At 32.3% G+C, this 20,894-nt stretch carries 20 protein-coding genes and 1 other RNA gene; 20 read left to right on the plus strand and 1 reads right to left on the minus strand.

The genetic code is table 11. The features are described from left to right. The 12 genes from ACJDUG_RS12280 to ACJDUG_RS12335 form a co-directional block, all read left to right on the plus strand. Positions 1-588: ABC transporter permease (locus ACJDUG_RS12280; protein ID WP_406770174.1), on the plus strand; the 588-nt coding region annotated here is incomplete at its 5' end. Beyond that, positions 581-1,513: an ABC transporter permease gene (locus ACJDUG_RS12285; protein WP_406770175.1), complete on the plus strand. Its 933-nt coding sequence runs from the start codon at positions 581-583 to the stop codon at positions 1,511-1,513. The genes ACJDUG_RS12280 and ACJDUG_RS12285, both read left to right, overlap by 8 nt. Positions 1,514-1,641: 128 nt before the next feature. Then, a complete protein-coding gene (gene rpoN / locus ACJDUG_RS12290; protein ID WP_406770281.1) occupies positions 1,642-2,991 on the plus strand; it encodes an RNA polymerase factor sigma-54 in 1,350 nt (449 codons plus the stop codon). A 147-nt stretch (positions 2,992-3,138) separates the two neighbouring features. Then, positions 3,139-4,173, plus strand: coding sequence for a sugar-binding transcriptional regulator (locus ACJDUG_RS12295; protein WP_406770176.1), 1,035 nt, complete (start codon positions 3,139-3,141; stop codon positions 4,171-4,173). A 92-nt stretch (positions 4,174-4,265) separates the two neighbouring features. After that, positions 4,266-5,276 (plus strand): type I glyceraldehyde-3-phosphate dehydrogenase, encoded by a 1,011-nt coding sequence (gene gap / locus ACJDUG_RS12300; RefSeq protein WP_406770177.1) that lies wholly within the window; start codon positions 4,266-4,268, stop codon positions 5,274-5,276. Positions 5,277-5,369: 93 nt separating this feature from the next. Beyond that, positions 5,370-6,560 carry a phosphoglycerate kinase gene (locus tag ACJDUG_RS12305; RefSeq protein ID WP_406770178.1) on the plus strand — a complete coding sequence of 397 codons (1,191 nt, stop codon included), beginning with the start codon at positions 5,370-5,372 and terminating at the stop codon, positions 6,558-6,560. Between the two features lie 177 nt (positions 6,561-6,737). Next, the gene (gene tpiA / locus ACJDUG_RS12310) at positions 6,738-7,484 is read left to right on the plus strand and encodes a triose-phosphate isomerase (protein WP_406770179.1); all 747 of its coding nucleotides are present in this window, start codon (positions 6,738-6,740) and stop codon (positions 7,482-7,484) included. 15 nt (positions 7,485-7,499) lie between these two features. After that, complete coding sequence (gene gpmI / locus ACJDUG_RS12315; RefSeq protein WP_406770180.1) at positions 7,500-9,032, plus strand: 2,3-bisphosphoglycerate-independent phosphoglycerate mutase; 1,533 nt, start codon at positions 7,500-7,502, stop codon at positions 9,030-9,032. Between the two features lie 101 nt (positions 9,033-9,133). Continuing rightward, positions 9,134-10,429 (plus strand): phosphopyruvate hydratase, encoded by a 1,296-nt coding sequence (gene eno / locus ACJDUG_RS12320; RefSeq protein ID WP_406770181.1) that lies wholly within the window; start codon positions 9,134-9,136, stop codon positions 10,427-10,429. A 122-nt stretch (positions 10,430-10,551) separates the two neighbouring features. Then, positions 10,552-10,785 carry a preprotein translocase subunit SecG gene (gene secG, locus ACJDUG_RS12325; RefSeq protein WP_406770182.1) on the plus strand — a complete coding sequence of 78 codons (234 nt, stop codon included), beginning with the start codon at positions 10,552-10,554 and terminating at the stop codon, positions 10,783-10,785. A 302-nt stretch (positions 10,786-11,087) separates the two neighbouring features. Next, positions 11,088-13,301 (plus strand): ribonuclease R, encoded by a 2,214-nt coding sequence (rnr, locus tag ACJDUG_RS12330; RefSeq protein WP_406770183.1) that lies wholly within the window; start codon positions 11,088-11,090, stop codon positions 13,299-13,301. A 126-nt stretch (positions 13,302-13,427) separates the two neighbouring features. Continuing rightward, positions 13,428-14,360 (plus strand): DUF2935 domain-containing protein, encoded by a 933-nt coding sequence (locus tag ACJDUG_RS12335; RefSeq protein WP_406770184.1) that lies wholly within the window; start codon positions 13,428-13,430, stop codon positions 14,358-14,360. A 138-nt stretch (positions 14,361-14,498) separates the two neighbouring features. Here ACJDUG_RS12335 and ACJDUG_RS12340 read toward each other — a convergent pair whose 3' ends face one another. After that, on the minus strand, positions 14,499-14,774 hold the full coding sequence (locus tag ACJDUG_RS12340; protein WP_406770185.1) for a YmaF family protein: 276 nt from the start codon (positions 14,772-14,774) through the stop codon (positions 14,499-14,501). Between the two features lie 303 nt (positions 14,775-15,077). Between ACJDUG_RS12340 and smpB the strand changes: the two genes are divergently transcribed. The 8 genes from smpB to ACJDUG_RS12380 all read left to right on the plus strand — a co-directional run bounded on the left by smpB (position 15,078) and on the right by ACJDUG_RS12380 (position 20,893). Then, the gene (gene smpB, locus ACJDUG_RS12345; RefSeq protein ID WP_406770186.1) at positions 15,078-15,548 is read left to right on the plus strand and encodes an SsrA-binding protein SmpB; all 471 of its coding nucleotides are present in this window, start codon (positions 15,078-15,080) and stop codon (positions 15,546-15,548) included. A gap of 144 nt (positions 15,549-15,692) precedes the next feature. Then, positions 15,693-16,049: a transfer-messenger RNA gene (gene ssrA / locus ACJDUG_RS12350) on the plus strand. Between the two features lie 556 nt (positions 16,050-16,605). After that, a complete protein-coding gene (locus ACJDUG_RS12355) occupies positions 16,606-16,737 on the plus strand; it encodes a hypothetical protein (protein ID WP_406770187.1) in 132 nt (43 codons plus the stop codon). A 571-nt stretch (positions 16,738-17,308) separates the two neighbouring features. Further along, complete coding sequence (locus ACJDUG_RS12360) at positions 17,309-18,085, plus strand: sensor histidine kinase (protein WP_406770188.1); 777 nt, start codon at positions 17,309-17,311, stop codon at positions 18,083-18,085. Between the two features lie 44 nt (positions 18,086-18,129). Continuing rightward, complete coding sequence (locus ACJDUG_RS12365) at positions 18,130-18,699, plus strand: accessory gene regulator ArgB-like protein (protein ID WP_406770189.1); 570 nt, start codon at positions 18,130-18,132, stop codon at positions 18,697-18,699. A gap of 315 nt (positions 18,700-19,014) precedes the next feature. Continuing rightward, entirely contained in the window at positions 19,015-19,593 is a 579-nt protein-coding gene (locus ACJDUG_RS12370; RefSeq protein WP_406770190.1) for a uracil-DNA glycosylase, read from the plus strand. Between the two features lie 226 nt (positions 19,594-19,819). Further along, complete coding sequence (locus tag ACJDUG_RS12375) at positions 19,820-20,377, plus strand: DUF5317 family protein (RefSeq protein ID WP_406770191.1); 558 nt, start codon at positions 19,820-19,822, stop codon at positions 20,375-20,377. A gap of 45 nt (positions 20,378-20,422) precedes the next feature. Beyond that, positions 20,423-20,893 carry a hypothetical protein gene (locus tag ACJDUG_RS12380; RefSeq protein ID WP_406770192.1) on the plus strand — a complete coding sequence of 157 codons (471 nt, stop codon included), beginning with the start codon at positions 20,423-20,425 and terminating at the stop codon, positions 20,891-20,893. The last annotated feature ends 1 nt before the right edge of the window (position 20,894 follow it).

Consider the following 20,894-nt stretch of genomic DNA (forward strand, 5'->3'; position numbering starts at 1 on the left):
AACTTCATAATCTTAAGAACTCCTTTTGGCGTGGCAGATAAGTCAGCTACACCTCTAATTCAAAAAAGTGCAGAACTCTTAAGACTTAGTAGTTCAGGTAGAGTAAATGTTGGACTATTTATTGGAATAGTTGTTGCCTTCTTAATTTATTGGATTTTATGGAAAACTACTATAGGTTATGAACTAAGAGCAGTTGGAATTAATCCACATGGCGCAGAATATGGCGGAATTAATATATCAAAAAATACAATACTAGCAATGGTATTTTCAGGTGCAATTGCTGGTATGGGCGGTGCAGTACACGTTTCTGGTATTTTACATCAAACACAAAACTTTATGGCTTTACCAGGCTTCGGTTTTGATGGTATGGCTGTTGCACTTTTAGCTAAGAGTAACCCAGTTGCCTGCATTTTCTCAGCAGTACTTTTTGGTGCACTAAACAGCAGCTCAAAAATATTACAGCTTAATAGTATTCCCAAGGAAATTGTTTATTTAATTCAATCTATAATAATAATATTTGTTGCTACAGATTATATTGTCAAATTTATTGGAGAAAAGAGAAAGAAGAAGGTGATGATAAATGGCTAGTATTACAGTTATTGTTGCGTTATTAGCAGCTACTTTAAGAATGGCAACACCTCTTATTTTTGCAGGTCTCGGAGGAGTATTTTCTGAAAGATCAGGAGTTGTTAACATTGGACTTGAAGGGATGATGACAATAGGTGCCTTTTTTGCTGTACTTGGTACTTATCTTACAGGAAGTCCACTGCTTGGTATATTAATTGGTATGGCAGCAGGGGCAGGGCTTGGACTCATTCATGCATTTTTAAGTATTCACCTTCGAGCAGACCAGGTTATATCAGGTACTGCAATAAATCTTTTTTCCACAGCTTTTGCATCCTTTATGATATATAAGGTTTTTAAAAAAGGCGGACAGACAGATTTAGTAAACTCACTGCCTTATGACTTACCTAAATTTATTAAAGGTATTCCAGTTATTGGAGATTTACTATCTCAGCTAAATTGGTTTGTAATACTTGCAATTGTACTTGTATTTATCGTATCCTATGTCTTATATAAAACCCCTATTGGACTTAGAATAAGATCGGTAGGAGAGCATCCTGCTGCTGCAGATACTTTAGGTATAAGTGTTTATAAAATAAGATATTCCTGTGTTGTATTATCTGGTGCTCTTGCAGGATTAGGTGGTGCAGCGCTGTCACTTGGAATTACACCTCTTTATAGGGAGGGTATGGTTTCAGGACGTGGATTTATAGCATTAGCGGCACTTATCTTTGGCAACTGGACACCTAAAGGAACTATGTGGGCATGTTTACTATTTGGTTTTGCAGATGCCTTTCAGATGAAAGCTCAAGGCTTTGGATGGAGTCTTCCGCAAGAAATATATGCAATGTTCCCTTATGTTCTAACAATGCTTGCACTTGCTGGATTTATAGGTAAGACTCAGGCTCCAGCTGCTGATGGAACTCCTTACGTTAAGGGTGAGAGATAATTTTAATAGCTTATAAATAGAACTCGCAGGTCATTAACCTGCGAGTTTTTATTTTCTTATTATTGAAAAAATGTTATTATAGGTGTATTAAATGAATTTTATTTCTTCAGGTGGTGAAAGAGATGGCTATGAACTTTGAATTATCTTTAACTCAAGAACAAAAGCTTATAATGACCCAGGAAATGCAGCTTTCAGTAAAACTTCTGCAAATGTCAAGCATTGAGCTCAAGGAGCATATAGAAAATGAGGTTTTGGAAAATCCTGTACTTGAGTATGCTGATGAGAATAAAGATAATAATTCCACCATGGAGTATAAAGAATTTATGGACTTTCTAAAAAAAGATAAAACTTATTATAATAATGAAAATACAGATGAGGAAGTTTCACCTTTTTATTTTATTTCTGAAAAAAAGTCTCTAAGACAATTTTTACGAGAGCAGATTAATGAATTAAATGTAAATGATTTCTATAGAAGTATTTGCTATAATATTATAGACAACTTAGATGAAAAAGGCTATTTAGATGAAGAAGTAAAGGATATGGCAATGAACCTTAGAATCGAAGAAAAATTCGTATCTCATGCTTTAAGAATCATACAGGACTTGGATCCTGCTGGAATTGGTGCAAGGAACTTAGAGGAATGTTTAAAGCTTCAGCTTAAGAGAAAAAATATTATTGATGAGACTTTATTAGCTATTATAGAAAATCATATGGAAGATATAGCTGAAAATAAATATAATAAAATAGCAAAGATGCTTAATGTTGAGTTAAAGATAGTTCAAGAATATGCAGATATTATAAAAAAATTAGAACCAAAACCTTCAAGTGGATTTTATGATGGAGAGGAAACAAAGTTTATACTACCAGACGCTTATATTAAAAATATAAATGGTAAACATGAAGTAATAATTAATGAAGCCATTACACCAGGCCTAAGAATAAACCCGATTTATAAAGAAATTCTTAGTAATGATAGTGATAAAAAAGCGGTGGAATATGTTAAACAGAAAATAGATAATGCTGTTTTTTTAATGAAAAGTATAGAATATAGGAAATCAACAATTTATAGAGTAGTAGAAAAAATTGTGGAATTTCAAAAGGATTATTTTGAATATGGAGATGATTTTCTAAAGCCAATGACCTTAAAAGACATTGCTGATAACCTAGGTATACATGAATCTACTGTAAGCCGAGCAATTAAGGACAAATTTATAAATATAAGTAAAGGTACAATTAAGATAAAGGATTTATTTACCTTAGGCTTATCTTCTAAAGACAATACTCAGGATATTTCTACAAACCTAATAAAAAAAGAAATTAAACTTTTAATTGATTCAGAAGATAAGACCAATCCATATTCAGACCAAGGTATTTGTGGTATACTAAATGAAAAAGGTATGAATATTTCTAGAAGAACTGTTGCAAAATATAGAGAGGAATTAGGATTAAAGTCCTCAAGTAGAAGAAAGAGGTACTAAAGTAATGAAACCTGTTTTTTATTTGTTAACACTTTATTAACAAATTTTTTAAAAATACTAATTTAAAAAAATTAGTATTTAATTTATAATATAAGTGGGACAAGAAATGAATGACTGGGACATTCAATGACCAAAGAGGTGTAGCAATTGAATGAAATTATGAAGTTAGCACAAAAGATTGTACCTGAAGCCGTTGACTTGCTTAATAAAAGGTATAATATTCTTAGAACAATTTATTATAATCAACCCATTGGGCGGAGAATTCTTGCAAATAAGCTTGGTGTGGGAGAAAGAATTGTCAGAAGCGAGATAAACTTTTTCAAGGAGGAAAACTTAATAGAGATAAATACTCCAGGAATGACCATCACCAAGGATGGAGAAGAAATAATTGAAAAGCTTAAGGATCTTATTCATGAATTTAAGGGCCTTTCAGATATTGAAAAGGTTATTAAGGAAAAGTTAAGCTTAAAGAATGTTATTATTGTTCCAGGAGATGTTGATGAAGACAATACTGTAATAACTGAAATAGGGAAATCGGCTTCCATATTTCTAAAAAATCTATTTAAAGATAATTGTATTATAGCCATAACTGGAGGTTCTACAGTAAAAGCAGTAATTGACAATATACATAAGACTCCAAATCTCAATAATGTTCTCGTAATTCCTGCAAGAGGTGGAATGGGTAGAAGTGTAGAAATTCAGGCAAATAACTTGGCTGCTAGTTTTGCAAAAAAATTAAATGGTAATTATAAACTTCTTCATATACCAGATAACATTAGCTCTACTGCTTTAAATTCTTTACTTAATGAAAAAGAAGTTAAAGAAATTGTTAAAAATATTAGGAGTTCAAATATATTAATATACGGTATTGGCAAAGCTGATGAAATGGCAGCAAGAAGAGAGCTTCCGCCTGATAAAATCATAGAACTAAAATCTAAGGGAGCAGTTGGTGAAGCTTTTGGTTATTATTTTGATAGAAATGGGAAAGTAATTTGTGCAACCTCTTCAATTGTTGTTGATGGGAATTCACTAAAAGCAATTGAAAATCTAGTTGCAGTTGCAGCAGGGAAAGGTAAAGCAGAGGCAATAGTAGCCACCCAAAAAAATATAACAAACAGCACCTTAATTACTGATGAAGGTGCAGCACTGGAAATAATAAATATACTCAATAGATTAGAATAAGCTAATAGTTTCTAGTGTATATTATTTAAATTTTGTCAAATTATATTTTATATATAATTATAAATATTTTATTATTAGGAGGTAAATATCAAATGGTTAAAGTTGGTATTAATGGATTTGGAAGAATAGGAAGAAATGTGTTTAAGGCATTAGTTAAAAACTATGGCAGTGAATTACAAGTAGTAGCTATAAATGACTTAACTACACCTGCAACACTTGCACATCTTTTAAAATTTGACTCATTATTTGGAAAATATGAAGGAACTGTAGAAGCTACAGAGAGTTCTATAATAGTAGATGGTAAAGAAATAAAGATTTTTGCAGAAAAAGAAGCAAAGAACATTCCATGGGCAACTGTAGGAGCAGAAATAATAATAGAATCCACTGGTTTCTATACTGATGCAACAAAAGCTAAAGCACATATGGAGCAAGCAGGAGTAAAGAAGGTATTAATTTCAGCACCAGCTAAGAATGAAGATATAACAATAGTTCTAGGTGTTAATGAAGACAAATATGTACCAGCAGAGCATAACATAATTTCAAATGCATCTTGTACAACAAACTGCTTAGCACCATTTGCCAAAGTTCTTCATGAAGAATTTGGAATCGTTAAGGGACTTATGACAACTGTTCACTCTTATACAAATGACCAAAAGATACTTGATGCCCCTCACAGTGATTTAAGAAGAGCAAGGGCAGCAGCAGAAAGCATGATTCCAACTACAACAGGAGCAGCTAAGGCTGTTGCACTAGTTCTTCCAGAATTAAAAGGAAAGTTAAATGGATTCTCACTTAGAGTTCCAACTCCAACAGTATCTTGCACAGATTTAGTAGCTGAACTTTCAAAGGATGTAACTGTAGAAGAAGTTAATGCTGCATTTAAGAAGGCTTCTGAGGGTTCATTAAAAGGAATACTTGGATACGAAGAACTTCCACTTGTTTCTATGGACTATAGACAAGATGAAAGATCATCAATTATTGATGCTCCATCAACAATGGTTATAGGCGGAAATATGGTTAAAGTTGTATCATGGTATGATAATGAATGGGGTTATTCAAACAGACTAGCGGACTTAACTAAGTTTGTTGCAGATAGACTATAATAAGATTATTAAGGTCTGGTTTTGTAGTTAGGGCTATAAACCCAGACCTTTCTTTGTTATTTTATTAAATTTTATGTTAAAGGAGATTAAATCATGAATTTCAATAAAAAGACAATAGAAGATATTGATGTTAAAGGCAAAAGAGTATTAGTTAGATGTGATTTCAATGTGCCCATGAAAGATGGAAACATAACTGATTTAAACAGGTTAAATGGCGCACTTCCTACGATTAACTATTTAATTAAGAATGGTGCGAAGGTAATACTTTGTTCTCATTTAGGAAAGGCTAAAGGCCCAGACCCTAGCCTAACACTAGCTCCTGTTGCTATTAAGTTATCCGAGCTATTAGGGAAAGAAGTATTATTTGCAGCTGATGACAATGTAGTTGGAGACAATGCAAGAAGAGCTGTAGAAAAAGCTAAAGATGGAGACGTTATCCTTCTTGAAAACACAAGATTTAGAAAAGAAGAGGGCAAAAATGAGGATTCCTTTTCAATGGATTTAGCTTCACTTGCAGATGTATATGTAAATGATGCCTTTGGAACAGCTCACAGAGCTCATTGTTCAACAGTGGGAGTTACTAAGTTTGTAAAAACTGCTGTTTGTGGTTGCTTAATACAAAAGGAATTAAAATTTCTTGGAGATGCAGTTGAGAATCCTACAAAACCTTTCTGTGCTATTTTAGGTGGTGCAAAGGTAGTTGATAAAATTGCCGTTATAGATAATCTATTAGAAAAAGTTGATACTTTAATAATTGGCGGCGGCATGGCTTATACTTTCTTTAAGGCTCAAGGCTTTGAAATAGGCAAGTCACTACTTGATGAAGAAAGATTAGGCTATGCAAAAGAAATGATGGAAAAAGCTAAGGCAAAAGGTGTTAAACTTCTATTGCCTGTTGATAATAGAGTTGCACCAGAATATGCTGATGTAGATGCTAAAATTACTGAAGATCAAAATGTTCCAGAAGGATTTATGGGGCTTGATATAGGACCAAAATCAGAAGCTCTTTTTGCCGATGCTATTAAAGATGCAAAAACAGTTATTTGGAATGGACCAATGGGTGTCGCAGAATTTAAGAATTTTGCAGATGGTACAGTCGCAGTTGCTAAAGCTATGGCTGCTTCAGGAGCAACGACAATTATTGGTGGAGGAGACAGCGCAGCAGCAGTAAATAACCTTGGATTCGGAAACAAAATGACACATATTTCCACTGGTGGCGGTGCATCACTTGAATTCTTGGAAGGAAAAGAGCTTCCTGGTATAGCTGCCCTTAATGATAAATAGAAGCTTACAATTTGCAGTTAAGAATTGTTATCAATTAAGTTTACAAAATGTGTAATTATGATATAATATATTTGGTTATTAATAATGAATTTTCAAGAAAACTTACAACTCTTATGTTATATTTATAAGCTTATAATTCATTATTAATTGCTAATTCATAAAATAGGAGGGGTTTTAATGAGAAAACCAATTATTGCAGGTAATTGGAAAATGCATAAAACTGTTAATGAAGCTGTTAGCTTTATAGAAGAAATAAAGCCGCTAGTTAAAGACGCTAAATGTGAAGTTGTGGTATGCCCAACGTTTGTATGCCTTGATGCTGTTGTAAAGGCAGCAAAAGGATCAAATATAAAAGTAGGAGCACAAAATATACACTTTGAAGAAAAAGGTGCATTTACTGGTGAAGTGGCTCCTAATATGCTTGAGGCTCTAGGAGTAGACTACGTTATAATAGGACATAGTGAAAGAAGACAATATTTTAATGAAACAGATGAAACTGTTAATAAGAAGCTAAAGGCAGCTTTTGCTCACAATATTATTCCAATCCTTTGCATCGGTGAATCTCTATATGAAAGAGAGGCAGATATTACTGAAGAAGTTATTGGAAGGCAAATAAAGCTTGACTTAGCAGGACTTAATAAAGAGCAGGTTGAGAAAATTGTTATTGCCTATGAACCTATTTGGGCAATAGGCACAGGTAAAACTGCTACTTCTGATCAAGCTAATGATACAATTTCATATATCAGAAAAGTTGTAACTAATTTATATGGAACAGAAACTTCAGATAAAGTAAGAATTCAATATGGTGGTTCTGTTAAGCCTTCAACTATAGGTGAACAAATGGCTAAATCTGATATAGATGGAGCATTAGTTGGAGGGGCGAGTTTAGTTGCTGCTGATTTTGCAGCAATCGTAAACTTTTAACGAGGGGGAATAGCCGTGTCAAAGAAACCAGTTATGTTAATGATTTTAGATGGATTTGGAATATCAGATAAAGAAGATGGTAATGCAGTAACTGCAGCTTATAAGCCAAACTTTGATAGATATTACAACAATTACCCAAGAACTGAGCTTGGGGCTAGCGGCTTGGATGTTGGTCTACCAAGAGGACAAATGGGTAATTCAGAGGTCGGACATTTGAATATAGGCGCTGGCAGAATAATATATCAGGAATTGACAAGAATAACTAAAGCAATAGAAGATGGAGATTTTTTTGAAAAAGAGGAATTTATAGATGCTATTGACAAGGCTATTAAAAGTGGAAATTCACTGCATATTTTAGGACTTTTATCAGATGGTGGGGTTCATTCTCATATAGATCATCTTAAGGCTCTTATTAAACTTGCAAAGAATAGAGGACTTAATAAGGTATATATACATGCTTTCCTTGATGGAAGAGATGTTCAGCCAGGTTCTGCTAAGAATTATATTATTGAGTTAGAAGATTATTTAAAAGAAATAGGAATAGGAAAAATAGCAACTATATCTGGGAGATATTATGCAATGGATAGAGATAAGCGCTGGGAAAGAGTGCAGCTTGCTTATAATGCTATTGTATTATGTGAAGGAGAAACAGCAGCTTCAGCTCTTGAGGGTGTTGAAAAATCCTATCATGACAATAAAACAGATGAATTTATATTACCAACAGTAATCTTAGAAAATGGTAAACCTACAGCTAAAATATCAAACGGGGACTCAGTAATTTTCTTTAATTTTAGACCAGATAGAGCAAGGGAAATAACTAGAGCAATAAATGATAAGGTGTTTGATGGATTTGAAAGAGAAGCTTTAAACTTAAATTATGTTTGTATGACTCAGTATGATAAAACACTAGAAAATGTAACTGTTGCTTATAAACCTGAATCCTATGCAAATACCCTGGGGGAATATGTAAGCAAATGCGGTAAAACTCAGCTTAGAATAGCTGAAACTGAAAAATATGCCCATGTAACCTTCTTTTTTAATGGCGGTGTTGAAGCTCCAAATAAAGGAGAAGATAGAGCGCTTATTCCATCTCCAAAGGTAGCAACCTATGATTTAAAACCTGAAATGAGTGCCTATGAAGTAACTGAGGAGCTTTTGAAAAGAATTGACAGTGATGGATATGATATGGTAATCTTAAACTACGCAAATCCAGATATGGTTGGTCATACAGGTGTATTTGAAGCTGCTAAAAATGCTATTGAAGCTGTTGATGTATGCCTTGGAAAAATTGTTGAAAAGGTATTAGAAAAGGATGGCACAGTTTTCATTACAGCAGATCATGGAAATGCTGAACAAATGATAGATTATTCAACTGGAGATCCTATGACAGCTCATACAACTGATCCTGTTCCATTTATTTATGTTTCAAAAGAGGCAATAGGTAAAGAATTAAGAACAGGTATTTTATCAGATATAGCACCTACTATGTTAGGTGTAATGGGACTGACCGTTCCAGGAGAAATGACAGGTAAATCATTAATAAAATAATTAAAGCTAATATACTGCAAGGTACATGTAAATGTTATTTTGGATATTACAATTTACTGGATCTTGCAGATTATATACATATTTGAAGGGAGTTTTTAATAATGAAAATTCATGTTGACATTGTAGATGTAACTGCACGACAAATTCTAGATTCAAGGTGCTTCCCAACTGTAGAGGTAGAAGTTACTCTCGAGGATGGAACAATCGGCAGAGCTGCTGTACCATCTGGAGCTTCCACTGGTATATTTGAAGCTGTAGAATTAAGAGATGGAGATAAAACAAAGTTTAATGGTAAAGGTGTATTAAAAGCAGTAGATAACGTAAACAATACTATTGCTCCAGAATTAATTGGAATGAACATCTTTGATCAAGTTTCTATTGATAAAACTATGATCGAATTAGACGGAACTAAAAATAAAGGAAGACTTGGTGCTAATGCTATGCTAGGAGTTTCACTTGCCTGTGCACATGCAGCTGCTAATTACTTAGGACTTCCATTATATCAATATGTAGGTGGAGTTAATGCAAAAGTTCTTCCAGTTCCAATGATGAACATAATCAATGGTGGAAAACATGCTGATAACAACGTTGACCTTCAAGAATTTATGGTTATGCCTGCAGGTGCAGCATCCTTTAGCGAAGCATTAAGAATGAGTGCAGAAGTTTACCATGCGCTAAAATCATCCTTAAAAGCTAAGGGTTATGAAACTGGTGTTGGTGATGAAGGCGGCTTTGCCCCAAACTTAAAATCCAATGAAGAAGCTATTCAAGTTATAATTGAAGCTATAGAAAAGGCTGGATATGTTCCAGGAAAAGATATTTATATAGCTCTAGATCCAGCATCATCAGAGTTATTTGAAGATGGAAAGTATAACTTAAAGGGAGAAGGAAAAGTTCTTACTCCTGCCGAAATGGTAGATTTCTATGTTGATTTAGTAAATAAGTACCCAATAATCTCAATTGAAGATGGTATGGCAGAAGAAGATTGGGAAGGCTGGAAGCTTATTACTGAAAAGCTTGGCAGCAAGATTCAATTAGTTGGTGACGATTTATTCGTAACTAATACAGAAAGACTTCAAATGGGTATTGAAAGAGGAACTGCTAATTCAATTCTTATAAAACTTAACCAAATTGGTACTTTAACTGAGACTTTAAATGCTATTGAAATGGCTGAGAGAGCTGGTTATACAGCTGTAGTTTCTCATAGAAGCGGTGAAACAGAAGATACTACAATTGCAGATTTAGTTGTAGCTATGAACGCTGGTCAAATTAAGACTGGTGCACCTGCAAGAAGTGAAAGAGTTGCAAAATATAATCAGCTACTTAGAATTGAAGAAGAACTTGGAGATATGGCAGAATATAGAGGCTTAAAAGCATTTTACAACATCAAAAAGTAGTAAAAAATATGTGGAGCTTAACTGCTCCACTTTTTTTGGAAATTTATATATTTTATTAAGTTGTAAAATATTTGATACTATGATACAATGGGATTACATGATTTGTATGGGAGGTATTTTTAATGCGTATTCCACTTATAATTGCTCTTGTAATTATTTCTATAATTTTAATTGTTTCTGTGCTTATGCAGCCAAGTAAATCCAACGGCCTATCAGGTTTTATAGGTGGAGGAACTGCTGATACATATTACAGTAAAAATAAAGCAAAGTCTTATGAAGCAATAATGGCTAGAGTTACTGTAATAACTGCTATATTATTTGCACTAGTAGTAATAGCCTTAAGTTTGGTAAAATAATAGATTTGCTAAAAGTATAGTCATTGACTGTACTTTTTTATTTTAATAAAATAAATTGGATAGGTTTACTAATAATGTGAATATATTTTTTGTTTATACCAAAAATAGAATATATCTATTTTTATGCAAGGAGGTTAAAGCCCTAAATGGGCTTTAACGGGTAATTTGCGAGGTAAAAGTTCTAAATGAACTTTTACGGGTAACTTGTGAGCGATAGGGAATATTTTAAGTTACCCAGTGCCTGTAAGGGAACGAACGTGGTTAATTACCCAGTTTTGTGACCACTAAAAGGAGGGATAATTTTGAATATAAGAGAAGCTGTATTAGAATTAATGAGAGAAAAAACTTATAAGCCTATTTCTTTATATGAAATTGCAAGCGCACTTAATATTAATAAAGAAGATATAAGAATGTTTGAAAATGTGCTTGAAGATATGGAAGCTGATGGAGACTTAATAAGGATTAAGTCCAATTTATATGGATTGCCTGAAAAAATGGGTTTAGTTATAGGAAAGCTCCAGGGACATCAAAAGGGTTATGGCTTTGTTATACCGGAAAATGGTGAACCAGATGTATTCATACCTATAGCCAATATGTATGGGGCAATGCATGGTGATAAAGTAATTGCTAAGGTTTTAAGAGAAGAAAATGCAGGCAGGAGAAGAGAAGGTGAAATTGAAAGAATTCTTCATAGAGCAAACAAGAACATTATTGGTACCTATGAAGATAGCAGAAATTTTGGCTTTGTTGTTGCAGATGACAAGAGGATTCATCAGGATATCTTTATTCCTAAAAATTTTAGAAGCGGTGCTATAACAGGTCAAGTAGTTATTGTTGAGATTATCTCTTGGCCAGACGGTAGGAGAAATCCCGAGGGTAAGGTTAAACAGATATTAGGCAATAAGGGAGATAGAGGAATAGATATTTTAACTATCATCAAAAAGTATGGTCTTCCAGAGGAATTTCCTCCTAAGGTTGAGGCCTATGCAGAAAATATACCTGATGCAATTCCAAATGAAGAGTATTCTAGAAGAGAAGATTTAAGGCAGCTTAAATTAGTAACTATAGACGGGGAAGATGCAAAGGATTTAGATGATGCTGTATCTATAGAAAGGCTAGAAAATGGTGATTATAGGCTGGGAGTACATATTGCAGATGTATCACATTATGTAAGGGGAAAAAATCCACTAGACAGAGAAGCGCTTAAAAGAGCAACTTCTGTTTATCTTATTGACAGAGTTATTCCTATGCTGCCCAAAAAACTCTCAAATGGTATTTGTAGTTTAAATCCAAAGGTTGATAGACTAGCACTAAGTTGTTTTATGGAAATAGATAAAAGCGGAAAGGTGTTAGATCATAGAATTGTTGAAAGTATAATAAAGACTAAGGAAAGAATGACCTATACAGATGTTACTAAGATACTTAAAGATAAGGATGAAGAACTTATAATAAGATATGATTATCTTTACGAAGACTTTAAGCTTATGGAAGAACTATGCAGTATCCTATACAAGAAAAGAATGTCAAGAGGTGCAATAGACTTTGATTTTGATGAAAGTAAGATTATTTTAAATGATAAAGGAAAACCAATTGATATTAGCCCTTATGAAAGGGAAATAGCAAACAGGATAATCGAAGAATTTATGCTAGCTTGCAATGAAACTATTGCAGAGCATATTTTCTGGGCAAATATACCCTTTGTCTATAGAGTTCATGAAGACCCAGATGAAGAAAAATTATCTAACTTCCATGAATTTGTTCACAACCTTGGTTACACAGTAAGGTGGAGCAAGGAAGTACACCCTAAGTCCCTACAGGAGATAATTGAAAAAGTTAAAGGAAAAAAAGAAGAAACTGTGGTAAGCACTCTACTACTTCGATCATTAAAACAGGCGAGATATTCCCCTGAATGCAGCGGGCACTTCGGCTTAGCAGCCAGATATTATTGCCACTTTACCTCTCCAATAAGAAGGTATCCAGACCTTATTATTCATAGAATAATAAAAGAATATATAAATGGGAAAATAGATGATAAAAGAATAGAAAGACTCAATAAAGAGGTGGAATATGCTTCAAAGCAATCCTCGGAGATGGAAAGACTAGCACAGGATGCTGAAAGAGAAGTGGATGATCTTAAGAAAGCAGAGTATATGGCTGAGAGGATTGATGAAGAATACGAAGGCATTATATCTTCAGTAACAGGCTTTGGCTTCTTTGTGGAACTACCTAATACTATAGAGGGATTAGTTCATATGAGTAATCTAGAGGATGACTATTATATTTATGATGAAAAACACCTAAGTCTAATAGGGGAGAAAACTAAAAAGATTTATAGGCTAGGAGATGAAGTGAGAATTAAGGTCTCTAAAGTTGATATAGAATTTAGAGAAATTTATTTTGAACTCGTTGATGAAGAGAAGGAAGTAGTGGGAAAGAAAAAGTCAGAAAACAAAATAATATCAGTAAAGGAATTTGAAGGGGAAAGTACTTTAAATTTAAGTGAAAATATAGATTAACTAAAAGAGACTGTTAAAGCAGTCTCTTTTATAGTTTTAACATTTTAGAGAAGTCTATTATTCATGTAATAAAATAATATTTATAATCATATCTTATTATGATAATTAAATGCATGGGGGCTTGTAATGTTATCCAACAGTGAATTTGTTAGACAATCCTTGGAACTAAACTTGTTCTTTATGAGAATAGCAAAAGAGCACTCTATATTTTTAGAGGCAGGCTTTACTACAAGAGATAGTCAGTATATAGAACAGTCAGAAATGCTAAAGAATATATTCAGCCAGCTTCTTGTAGAAACTACCAGGATGTCAGCGGGAATAATCAGTCCTGAAGTTGCAACATCTGGTGAATTAGTAACTGATTTAACAATAGATGCTGAAAGAAAAACCCAATTTTATACCGATATTAAAATTGACACAAACATAACTGTAATGGAATCATCACTGGCTTCCAGTAGTCCAAGACCGATTTCTATGAATACTCTAAGAATGGTGGAGGACATTAATAACAGGGCTATAAGAGCAGCACAACAGATAGCAGGCTTTAAAAGTAATATCCTTCAGAATGTATTATCCTGCAGGATGTTTACAACAAACTATCCACTGCTTATTGACCATATTTTAAGGGAAGCTAAATTTTATCTTAGAATGCTTAATATGCTTCAAAAAAGGGAAGAGTTTGATATAGCTAGGGAAGCTGCCTATCAAGAAACCTTCTGGAATAGAATTATGGCTGAACACTCAAAATTTATAAGAGGACTACTAGACCCCACAGAAGAGAAACTGTTTGATACTGCTAACGACTTTGGCAAGAAGTTTGACGAACTTACTCAGGAGGCAAAAAACTTATCTGAAAACATTGGCTTGCTTCCACAGGTAACTGATAAAAGCCTTAAGAATACTGTGGATGTACGAGATTTTAAGAGACAGGGTACTGAGGGACTCATACAGTGTCATATTAAATCAATAGCTTACCCACTTTTAGGTGATCACGTAGTTAGAGAAGCAAATCATTATATAAGAATGCTTAAAAATTTTAAACAAGGCAAAATGGAATAATTTTATACAGGGTACGAAGCTGCATATGTAAACCTTTGTCTAATGGTTATCTTGTATAAAGCACCTTATATATTTTAAATAGTGGGCCGCATATAAAACTATGAGGTCCACTATTTTTACTATCCTTAGCAACTGTAATTATTGTTTGCTGGTTATGCCTTTAATAAAGTGATAATGCTGTTCGGTTATATAGGTTGGACCTGAAATAAAATGAATATGACCGCCAGGCACGTAATAGTTTAGAGTTGTATGCATTGCATAGTAGTGTCTATGTCCATCAGCAAAATCGGTATAACCTGCTATATAATGAATATGGGGCACTCCTGTTGACGCTGCTGAAGTTTCTCCATTATATCTATGGCTGTGACCATCGTTAACTGTAGTATCGCCTGAATAGTGATGAGTATGGTACATCTTTTGGCTCCTAAATATTGTTTGCAATTATATAGTATGTGAAATATGTTTTTATTTGTGTATAGATTTTTGAATAAAATCTATATACAAAAGATATTTTTTAAAGCCTTGTAACGTACAGTGGTGTCAAAAAATTATTTATTTAGCTGCTATTCCATTACTTGAAAATTAATTATAAATAAACGCAGCAAATCTTTTGTGTTGCTTTATTTTATGTTAGTTATTATAATATAGTAAAGAATTATATTGTATTTATTAGTTATTAAATTAATAATATTAACAGTTAACTAAGTTGGTGATTATATGGCAAAGCAAAAAGAAAATAAAACTGTTGCAGAAAATAGAAAAGCAAGACACGATTATTTTATAGAAGAAGCAATGGAAGCTGGAATAGAATTAGTTGGCACAGAGGTTAAATCAATTAGAGCTGGAAAAGCAAATCTTAAAGATAGTTATGCGGAAATCAGAAATGGAGAAGCCTTTGTTAGAAATATGCATGTAAGCCCTTATGAAAAAGGCAATATATTTAATAAGGATCCTCTTAGAGACAGAAAACTTTTACTTCACAAAAACGAGCTGATAAAGCTGGCGGCTTTATCAGCTCAGCAGGGGTATACCTTAGTACCACTATCTCTATACTTAAAAAATGGCATGGTGAAGGTATCCCTAGGTGTTGCCAAAGGTAAACATAACTATGACAAAAGAGATGATATGCTGGAAAAGGCTGCTAAGAGAGATATTGATAGACAAATGAAGGAAAAATCGAGATATTAAATATTTAATTTTAACTTTTCCTTTATTTAAATATTGATAATGATTATAATATGCTGTATTATAATAAATGTACTTGAGGCAAGAGAGTATATTAAAACTTAATAATAGATACACTTCAATCTCTCTATGCACTCCACATAATATGGGGGCGTGCTTGGTTTCGACGGGGGTAAGGGGTATCTAGGAAGCGAGTGGAGGGAACCTGTGGACCCGCCTTAAAAAACTATAGGACTAAATATAAACGCAAATAACGATAATTTAGCTTTAGCAGCTTAGTCTGCTAACGTCAGCCCGGTAGGACCGCGAACCGGAACCTGGCGTCGACAGCGGTGAAACGAGCCCTAGTAAGCTTTGCCTAGGGAACGGGAATAATGAAGCTACTAAAACCAGAAGCCTGTCCTTGGGCGTCTGGCAGAGGGAATGTTAAACTAAGGACTGCACTCGGAGATGCTTAGGTATTTCTACTTTCGGACAGGGGTTCGACACCCCTCGCCTCCACCATACATAAAAACAAAGCTCAGCAATATGCTGAGCTTATTTTAATTGAATGAATTCTTCGTAAAATTGTTTTTTTTCTGAAGTAAACTTTTAGAATACCGCCCATTTCTTGGGTTGGTTTGCTTATACTAGTTAATAATCATTTGGGCTCTTTTCTTTTTAGTGTCAATAACAAGAAAGGGTTCTATTTCCTCCAACAGTTGAATGGCATCATTATATCTTAAATAATATTAGCTTTTTCTTCTAAAGTCATAATAATATGAACACTCTCCTCTTAGATATGTAACTATTATTGACAAATTAAGCTAAAAATATGTTTTAACAAGTTTTCTATGGAGGAATTTCTAATTTGTAAAAGATATACCAATATGAAGAATTTATTCAAGGAAAATAGAAAAGTATTCCGTAATTACGTAAATAGAAAATTAAATATTAAAAAGACTGTCAATAAAAGAGGATTTTGACATTTTATGTAGTAATAATATATAAGATTATTTTATACAAACAACTGCATAAATTTAAAAAATATAATTTAATTTATGATTGGAGGTGTTGATATATGAAAAAATTCTATAAGCTTATTGGTTCAACTTTTTTAGGAATTGCAGCATTAATTACTATTGTAGGTCCTGCATCATTAAATTTAGTTGCTGTTGAAGAAATTCCTGAATCTATAAAACGTAATCGATAGCTAAAAACAAAAAGTTTGTCAGAAATAGGGACAGACTACTGTCCCTATTAAATATTCAAAGGATGGGTACGATTTTATGTTGATAAGAATTTATGACGTTCTTAATACTATCATCCAATCATTATTATTTGTGTGGATATGCAATTATATAGCCCCAGGAAATTACAAAATACCAAAAATTAAGGTAATCATTTTAAGTGCACTAATATTTAGCGATATTTTCTTATTTACTACTTATAGTAATATAAATCCAAATGTTTCAAACTTATTGGCACTGCTTATAGCATTATTACTACTAATCCTATTTTATAGAAAAACCATTATAGATGTCTTTGTAGGTTTTTTTGTAGCATATTTTCTTATTACAATAACCAGTTATTTTACAGTAACTATTTATCAATACTATATTAGCAAACTGAATATTAATATTACCAATGAATTAAGCATGCTCATTTTTATATACATTCCTATATTTTTATTTTACTTACTGTTTTATAGATTAAGAAAATATATCCTTAATTTTGCTATGCATTTAAGGGGGCTCAAGCATTCAATAATTATCATACAGATTATGACCTATGCCTTGCTTTTCATAAATATTTTTTTTCTAGACTGGATTACGGAAAATATGAATCCAGTAATTAAGGCTTTTTTATATAGTCTAGTCTTTATATGCTTTATTTTTGCAGCAATATATTTTGCAAAGATAAATGAGAAAGCAAAGGAAGTGGAGGCCTTAAACGAAGCTCTTAATAATAAAATTATTGAACTTAAAAAGATAAAACATGATCATGGAAGTGAAATAAGCAGTATTTATGGAATGTATCGACTTGGCGATATGGACAGATTAGGCGAATTTTTAAAAAACATTGTAGAAAGAAATCAGACTTTTACTCCTGCAGTAAATGTTGATATAAAGTCTAACCCACTCATTGCCCCTGTATTGAATTTAGCCGTTAATGCAGGTATTAATGTAATAAATCTTGATGGTGCAGACTATGAAAAGTTACCATTAACAGTAAATGAGTTTTTAAAGCTCATTTCAAATATTATAAGAAATTCTATAGATGCAGTAGAAAAGGTTGAAAATCCAATCATTAAGTATAATAGTTATAATAATTCTATGGGGATTGTTATTATGATAAGTAACAATGGCCCTAATATTCCGCAGGAAATTAGAAATAAGATTTTTGAGGCGGGATTTAGCACAAAAGATAATAATGGTGATAGAGGATTGGGGCTTAGCATAGTAATGGATATTCTTAACAAATGTAATGGAAAGATTTCTATTAGGGATAATAGAGAATTTGTGCAATTCATACTTGAGCTTCCTTACAAAGCCTCTTAAAATAAAGAGTTTATTTAGAATTTGTAATATTAGGGAGAATGTCAGTGAGAAGGTTAATTAAAAATTTTGCAGCATTTATTTCGAGAAAAAATGAATATACAAAAGATTTAGAAGAACAAATAGAATATTCTTTAAGAATAACAGTGTTTGAAACCTTAAAGATTTTTGGAGTATTATTTTTCTTCAGTATATTGGGACATTCTGTTGAGGCTGCTGTAGCTGTTGGTACAATGGCTATAATAAAACCTTTTATTGGAGGATACCACGAAGACACACAGGTAGGGTGTTTTGCTGCAGCATTAGTTATTGTAGCATGCGTTATTTATTTGAGTATTAATCTGAAAACTAATTTTATTTCAAAGCTTATTTTAAGTGGTGTATCTTTATATTGTATATGGAATCAGGCACCAGTGTTAAATCCTAAAATGACATTAACAAGAGTAGATTTAATTATGAGAAACAGAAAGGTTGGTCTGTTTCTTACCGCTCTATTTATTATTATTTCCCTAGTAACATATAGATACGATTCAGTTTCTAATTCTATTTTGTGGATAATAGTTATTCAAGCATTATTAATGTTTAATAAAAGAAAACTAGGAAACATTAAAAATTGATTTTAAATTATGTGGATATAATAATTAAAAGCCACGCTAAAGTAATATTTAGCGTGGCTTTTAATATCCTAAAGAATTATGAAGCATATAAAATTAGGTCTCTGCAAAGAAGCATGCTCTTTTTAAGAAGTTATAGGAATATAGCAAAATAAATATATGCAGACTTGTTTTGTATGAGTGATAAATAAGCGTTGAATCACACCAAGGTCATTCACATAAAAAAAACCCATAATGAAAAGAATATAATAAAGAATTAATATTAGGAGTATCAATGATATCTTTAGTTTTTAATAAATTCTAAATGGAGGAATTATTATGGATTCAAGATTTGTACCTGTGATCTGGACAGAGGATAAAATACCTTTTGAAGCCGAAAGTTATTTGGAATGTGAAGTATGTACCGCTAAATCTCGTATTATCTGGGGAGAAGGAAACCCAAAGGCACCTATTATCATTATTTTGGATAACCCAGGGGCTCGTGAAAATAAAGATGGACAAGATTATGTTTGTGGAACAAGAGCTACGCTGCAATTGGCTTTAAATCAAATAAATCTTTCAGCTGATAACGTTTATATTACCTACTTATTGAAATGCAGGCCTCAAGGAAGTTATAATAAGGAAAAGGCAAGATCCTTCAGCAAACCATTTCTAGAAAAACAGATAGAAGCCATTCAGCCCAGATTTATAGTTTGTTTAGGAGATGTTGTTGTTCAGTGGATGTTTGATAATAAAGATGCTCATGTAAAGGATTTACGCGGGAAATGGCATGTAATGATGGGATTTTCAACCATGGTTTCCTATCACCCCTTAGCTGTAAGAAGAAGGCCTAATCTAATGAAGCAATTCATGGAGGACTTTGAAATGTTGTCACAACGTCTTATTGGTGATATCTAAATTTCAATATTAAAAAGAGTATTCGTTTATTATATTAATTCTATATTAGATGACTAAATTAATTTTTAAAATTAGTTCAGTAACATAATTAAATGTGAAAATTATAGCACTTAATACAGAATTCTGGTATAATGTAGCTAACTGAATTGATAATGGGAAATCTCGTTTATTGCTCTATTTTAAAAAATTAAATTAAGATATTAGAAAAGTTTGAGGAACTTATGTCATGATAGAAACTATACTCCTTGCTATGCTTGTGGCTAAACTAAAAGGGTACAAGCTGAACCCCATTTTTAGGTCTTGGGAAATATATCCTATACTTTTTTTTGCGATTTTTTATGTGTTTTTAAATGCAGAAGTGTTTTTGGGAAAGTATAACTTAATAAAATATGCAGGCATCTTAGAGAAAGTTTACTTTTGTACATTTTTCCTTTTAATTATTAAATATAAACAGTATGTTAACGCAATATTTGGTTCTGCAGCTGTTATAATAGGAACAGTATTAAACAAGATAGTAATTTCGGCAAACAACGGAAAAATGCCGGTGTATCCAACTTTATCTTATATTACTGGATATATTAAGCCAGATACTTTTTTGAAAGTTAAGGATATACATATTATTGGAAGTTCCATAAGTAATTTGAAATTATTAACTGATTATATTGATATTGGCTACAGCATTTTAAGTATAGGTGATTTATTTATAAGAGCATTTGTTTTTATTATTATTTATGGCTGTATTAAAAGTGTTATAGAATTAAAAGAAAAAAGTTTGATGAATTAATTTAAAGCAATATTTATAATCTATTTTTACTAAGGGAGATAGGGTATGTTATTAAGAGTATCATTTTTGGAGTTTTTATTAAGGGGAATTCCTGAAAGTCTGCTATTCTATTTAGCGGCTTATGCATATGCAAAATATAAAATTCAATTTAAGAGATATTTTCTTTCTTGTATGCTTCAATCTGTAATTGTCTATCTTATTCGATTCCTTCCAATACAAAATGGTACAGATGCAATATTGAATTTAATCTTACTTATTACATTATCAGTAATTATAAATAAATTTGAAATTATTCAATCTATTAGAGCTGGTATTATTATAATTCTACTTGAATTTATATGTGAAGCATTTAATGTTTTTTTCATTCAGTATATTCTAAAAAAAGATATTAATCTTCTTTTTAATAATCCTATGTTAAAAATATTATATTCTTACCCTTCCTTGCTGTTATTTGGATGCTTCGCAATTTGCTATTATATTAGATTAAGTAAAAGAAATGAGTTGAAGAGTATATAAT

It is taken from the genome of Candidatus Clostridium stratigraminis, from assembly GCF_045310675.1.
Taxonomy (GTDB): Bacteria; Bacillota; Clostridia; order Clostridiales; family Clostridiaceae; genus Clostridium_AT; species Clostridium_AT stratigraminis.

Excerpts from the sequence above, each read along its gene's own strand:
- ACJDUG_RS12355 (WP_406770187.1), top strand. The coding sequence starts at position 16,606 with ATGAAAAAATTCTATAAGCTTATTGGTTCAACTTTTTTAGGAATTGCA.
- tpiA (WP_406770179.1), top strand. The coding sequence starts at position 6,738 with ATGAGAAAACCAATTATTGCAGGTAATTGGAAAATGCATAAAACTGTT.
- rpoN (WP_406770281.1), top strand. The coding sequence starts at position 1,642 with ATGAACTTTGAATTATCTTTAACTCAAGAACAAAAGCTTATAATGACC.
- ACJDUG_RS12380 (WP_406770192.1), top strand. The coding sequence starts at position 20,423 with ATGTTATTAAGAGTATCATTTTTGGAGTTTTTATTAAGGGGAATTCCT.
- ACJDUG_RS12375 (WP_406770191.1), top strand. The coding sequence starts at position 19,820 with ATGATAGAAACTATACTCCTTGCTATGCTTGTGGCTAAACTAAAAGGG.
- gap (WP_406770177.1), top strand. The coding sequence starts at position 4,266 with ATGGTTAAAGTTGGTATTAATGGATTTGGAAGAATAGGAAGAAATGTG.
- ACJDUG_RS12305 (WP_406770178.1), top strand. The coding sequence starts at position 5,370 with ATGAATTTCAATAAAAAGACAATAGAAGATATTGATGTTAAAGGCAAA.
- secG (WP_406770182.1), top strand. The coding sequence starts at position 10,552 with ATGCGTATTCCACTTATAATTGCTCTTGTAATTATTTCTATAATTTTA.
- ACJDUG_RS12285 (WP_406770175.1), top strand. The coding sequence starts at position 581 with ATGGCTAGTATTACAGTTATTGTTGCGTTATTAGCAGCTACTTTAAGA.
- ACJDUG_RS12335 (WP_406770184.1), top strand. The coding sequence starts at position 13,428 with ATGTTATCCAACAGTGAATTTGTTAGACAATCCTTGGAACTAAACTTG.
- ACJDUG_RS12340 (WP_406770185.1), bottom strand. The coding sequence starts at position 14,774 with ATGTACCATACTCATCACTATTCAGGCGATACTACAGTTAACGATGGT.
- ACJDUG_RS12360 (WP_406770188.1), top strand. The coding sequence starts at position 17,309 with ATGACCTATGCCTTGCTTTTCATAAATATTTTTTTTCTAGACTGGATT.
- ACJDUG_RS12370 (WP_406770190.1), top strand. The coding sequence starts at position 19,015 with ATGGATTCAAGATTTGTACCTGTGATCTGGACAGAGGATAAAATACCT.
- smpB (WP_406770186.1), top strand. The coding sequence starts at position 15,078 with ATGGCAAAGCAAAAAGAAAATAAAACTGTTGCAGAAAATAGAAAAGCA.
- eno (WP_406770181.1), top strand. The coding sequence starts at position 9,134 with ATGAAAATTCATGTTGACATTGTAGATGTAACTGCACGACAAATTCTA.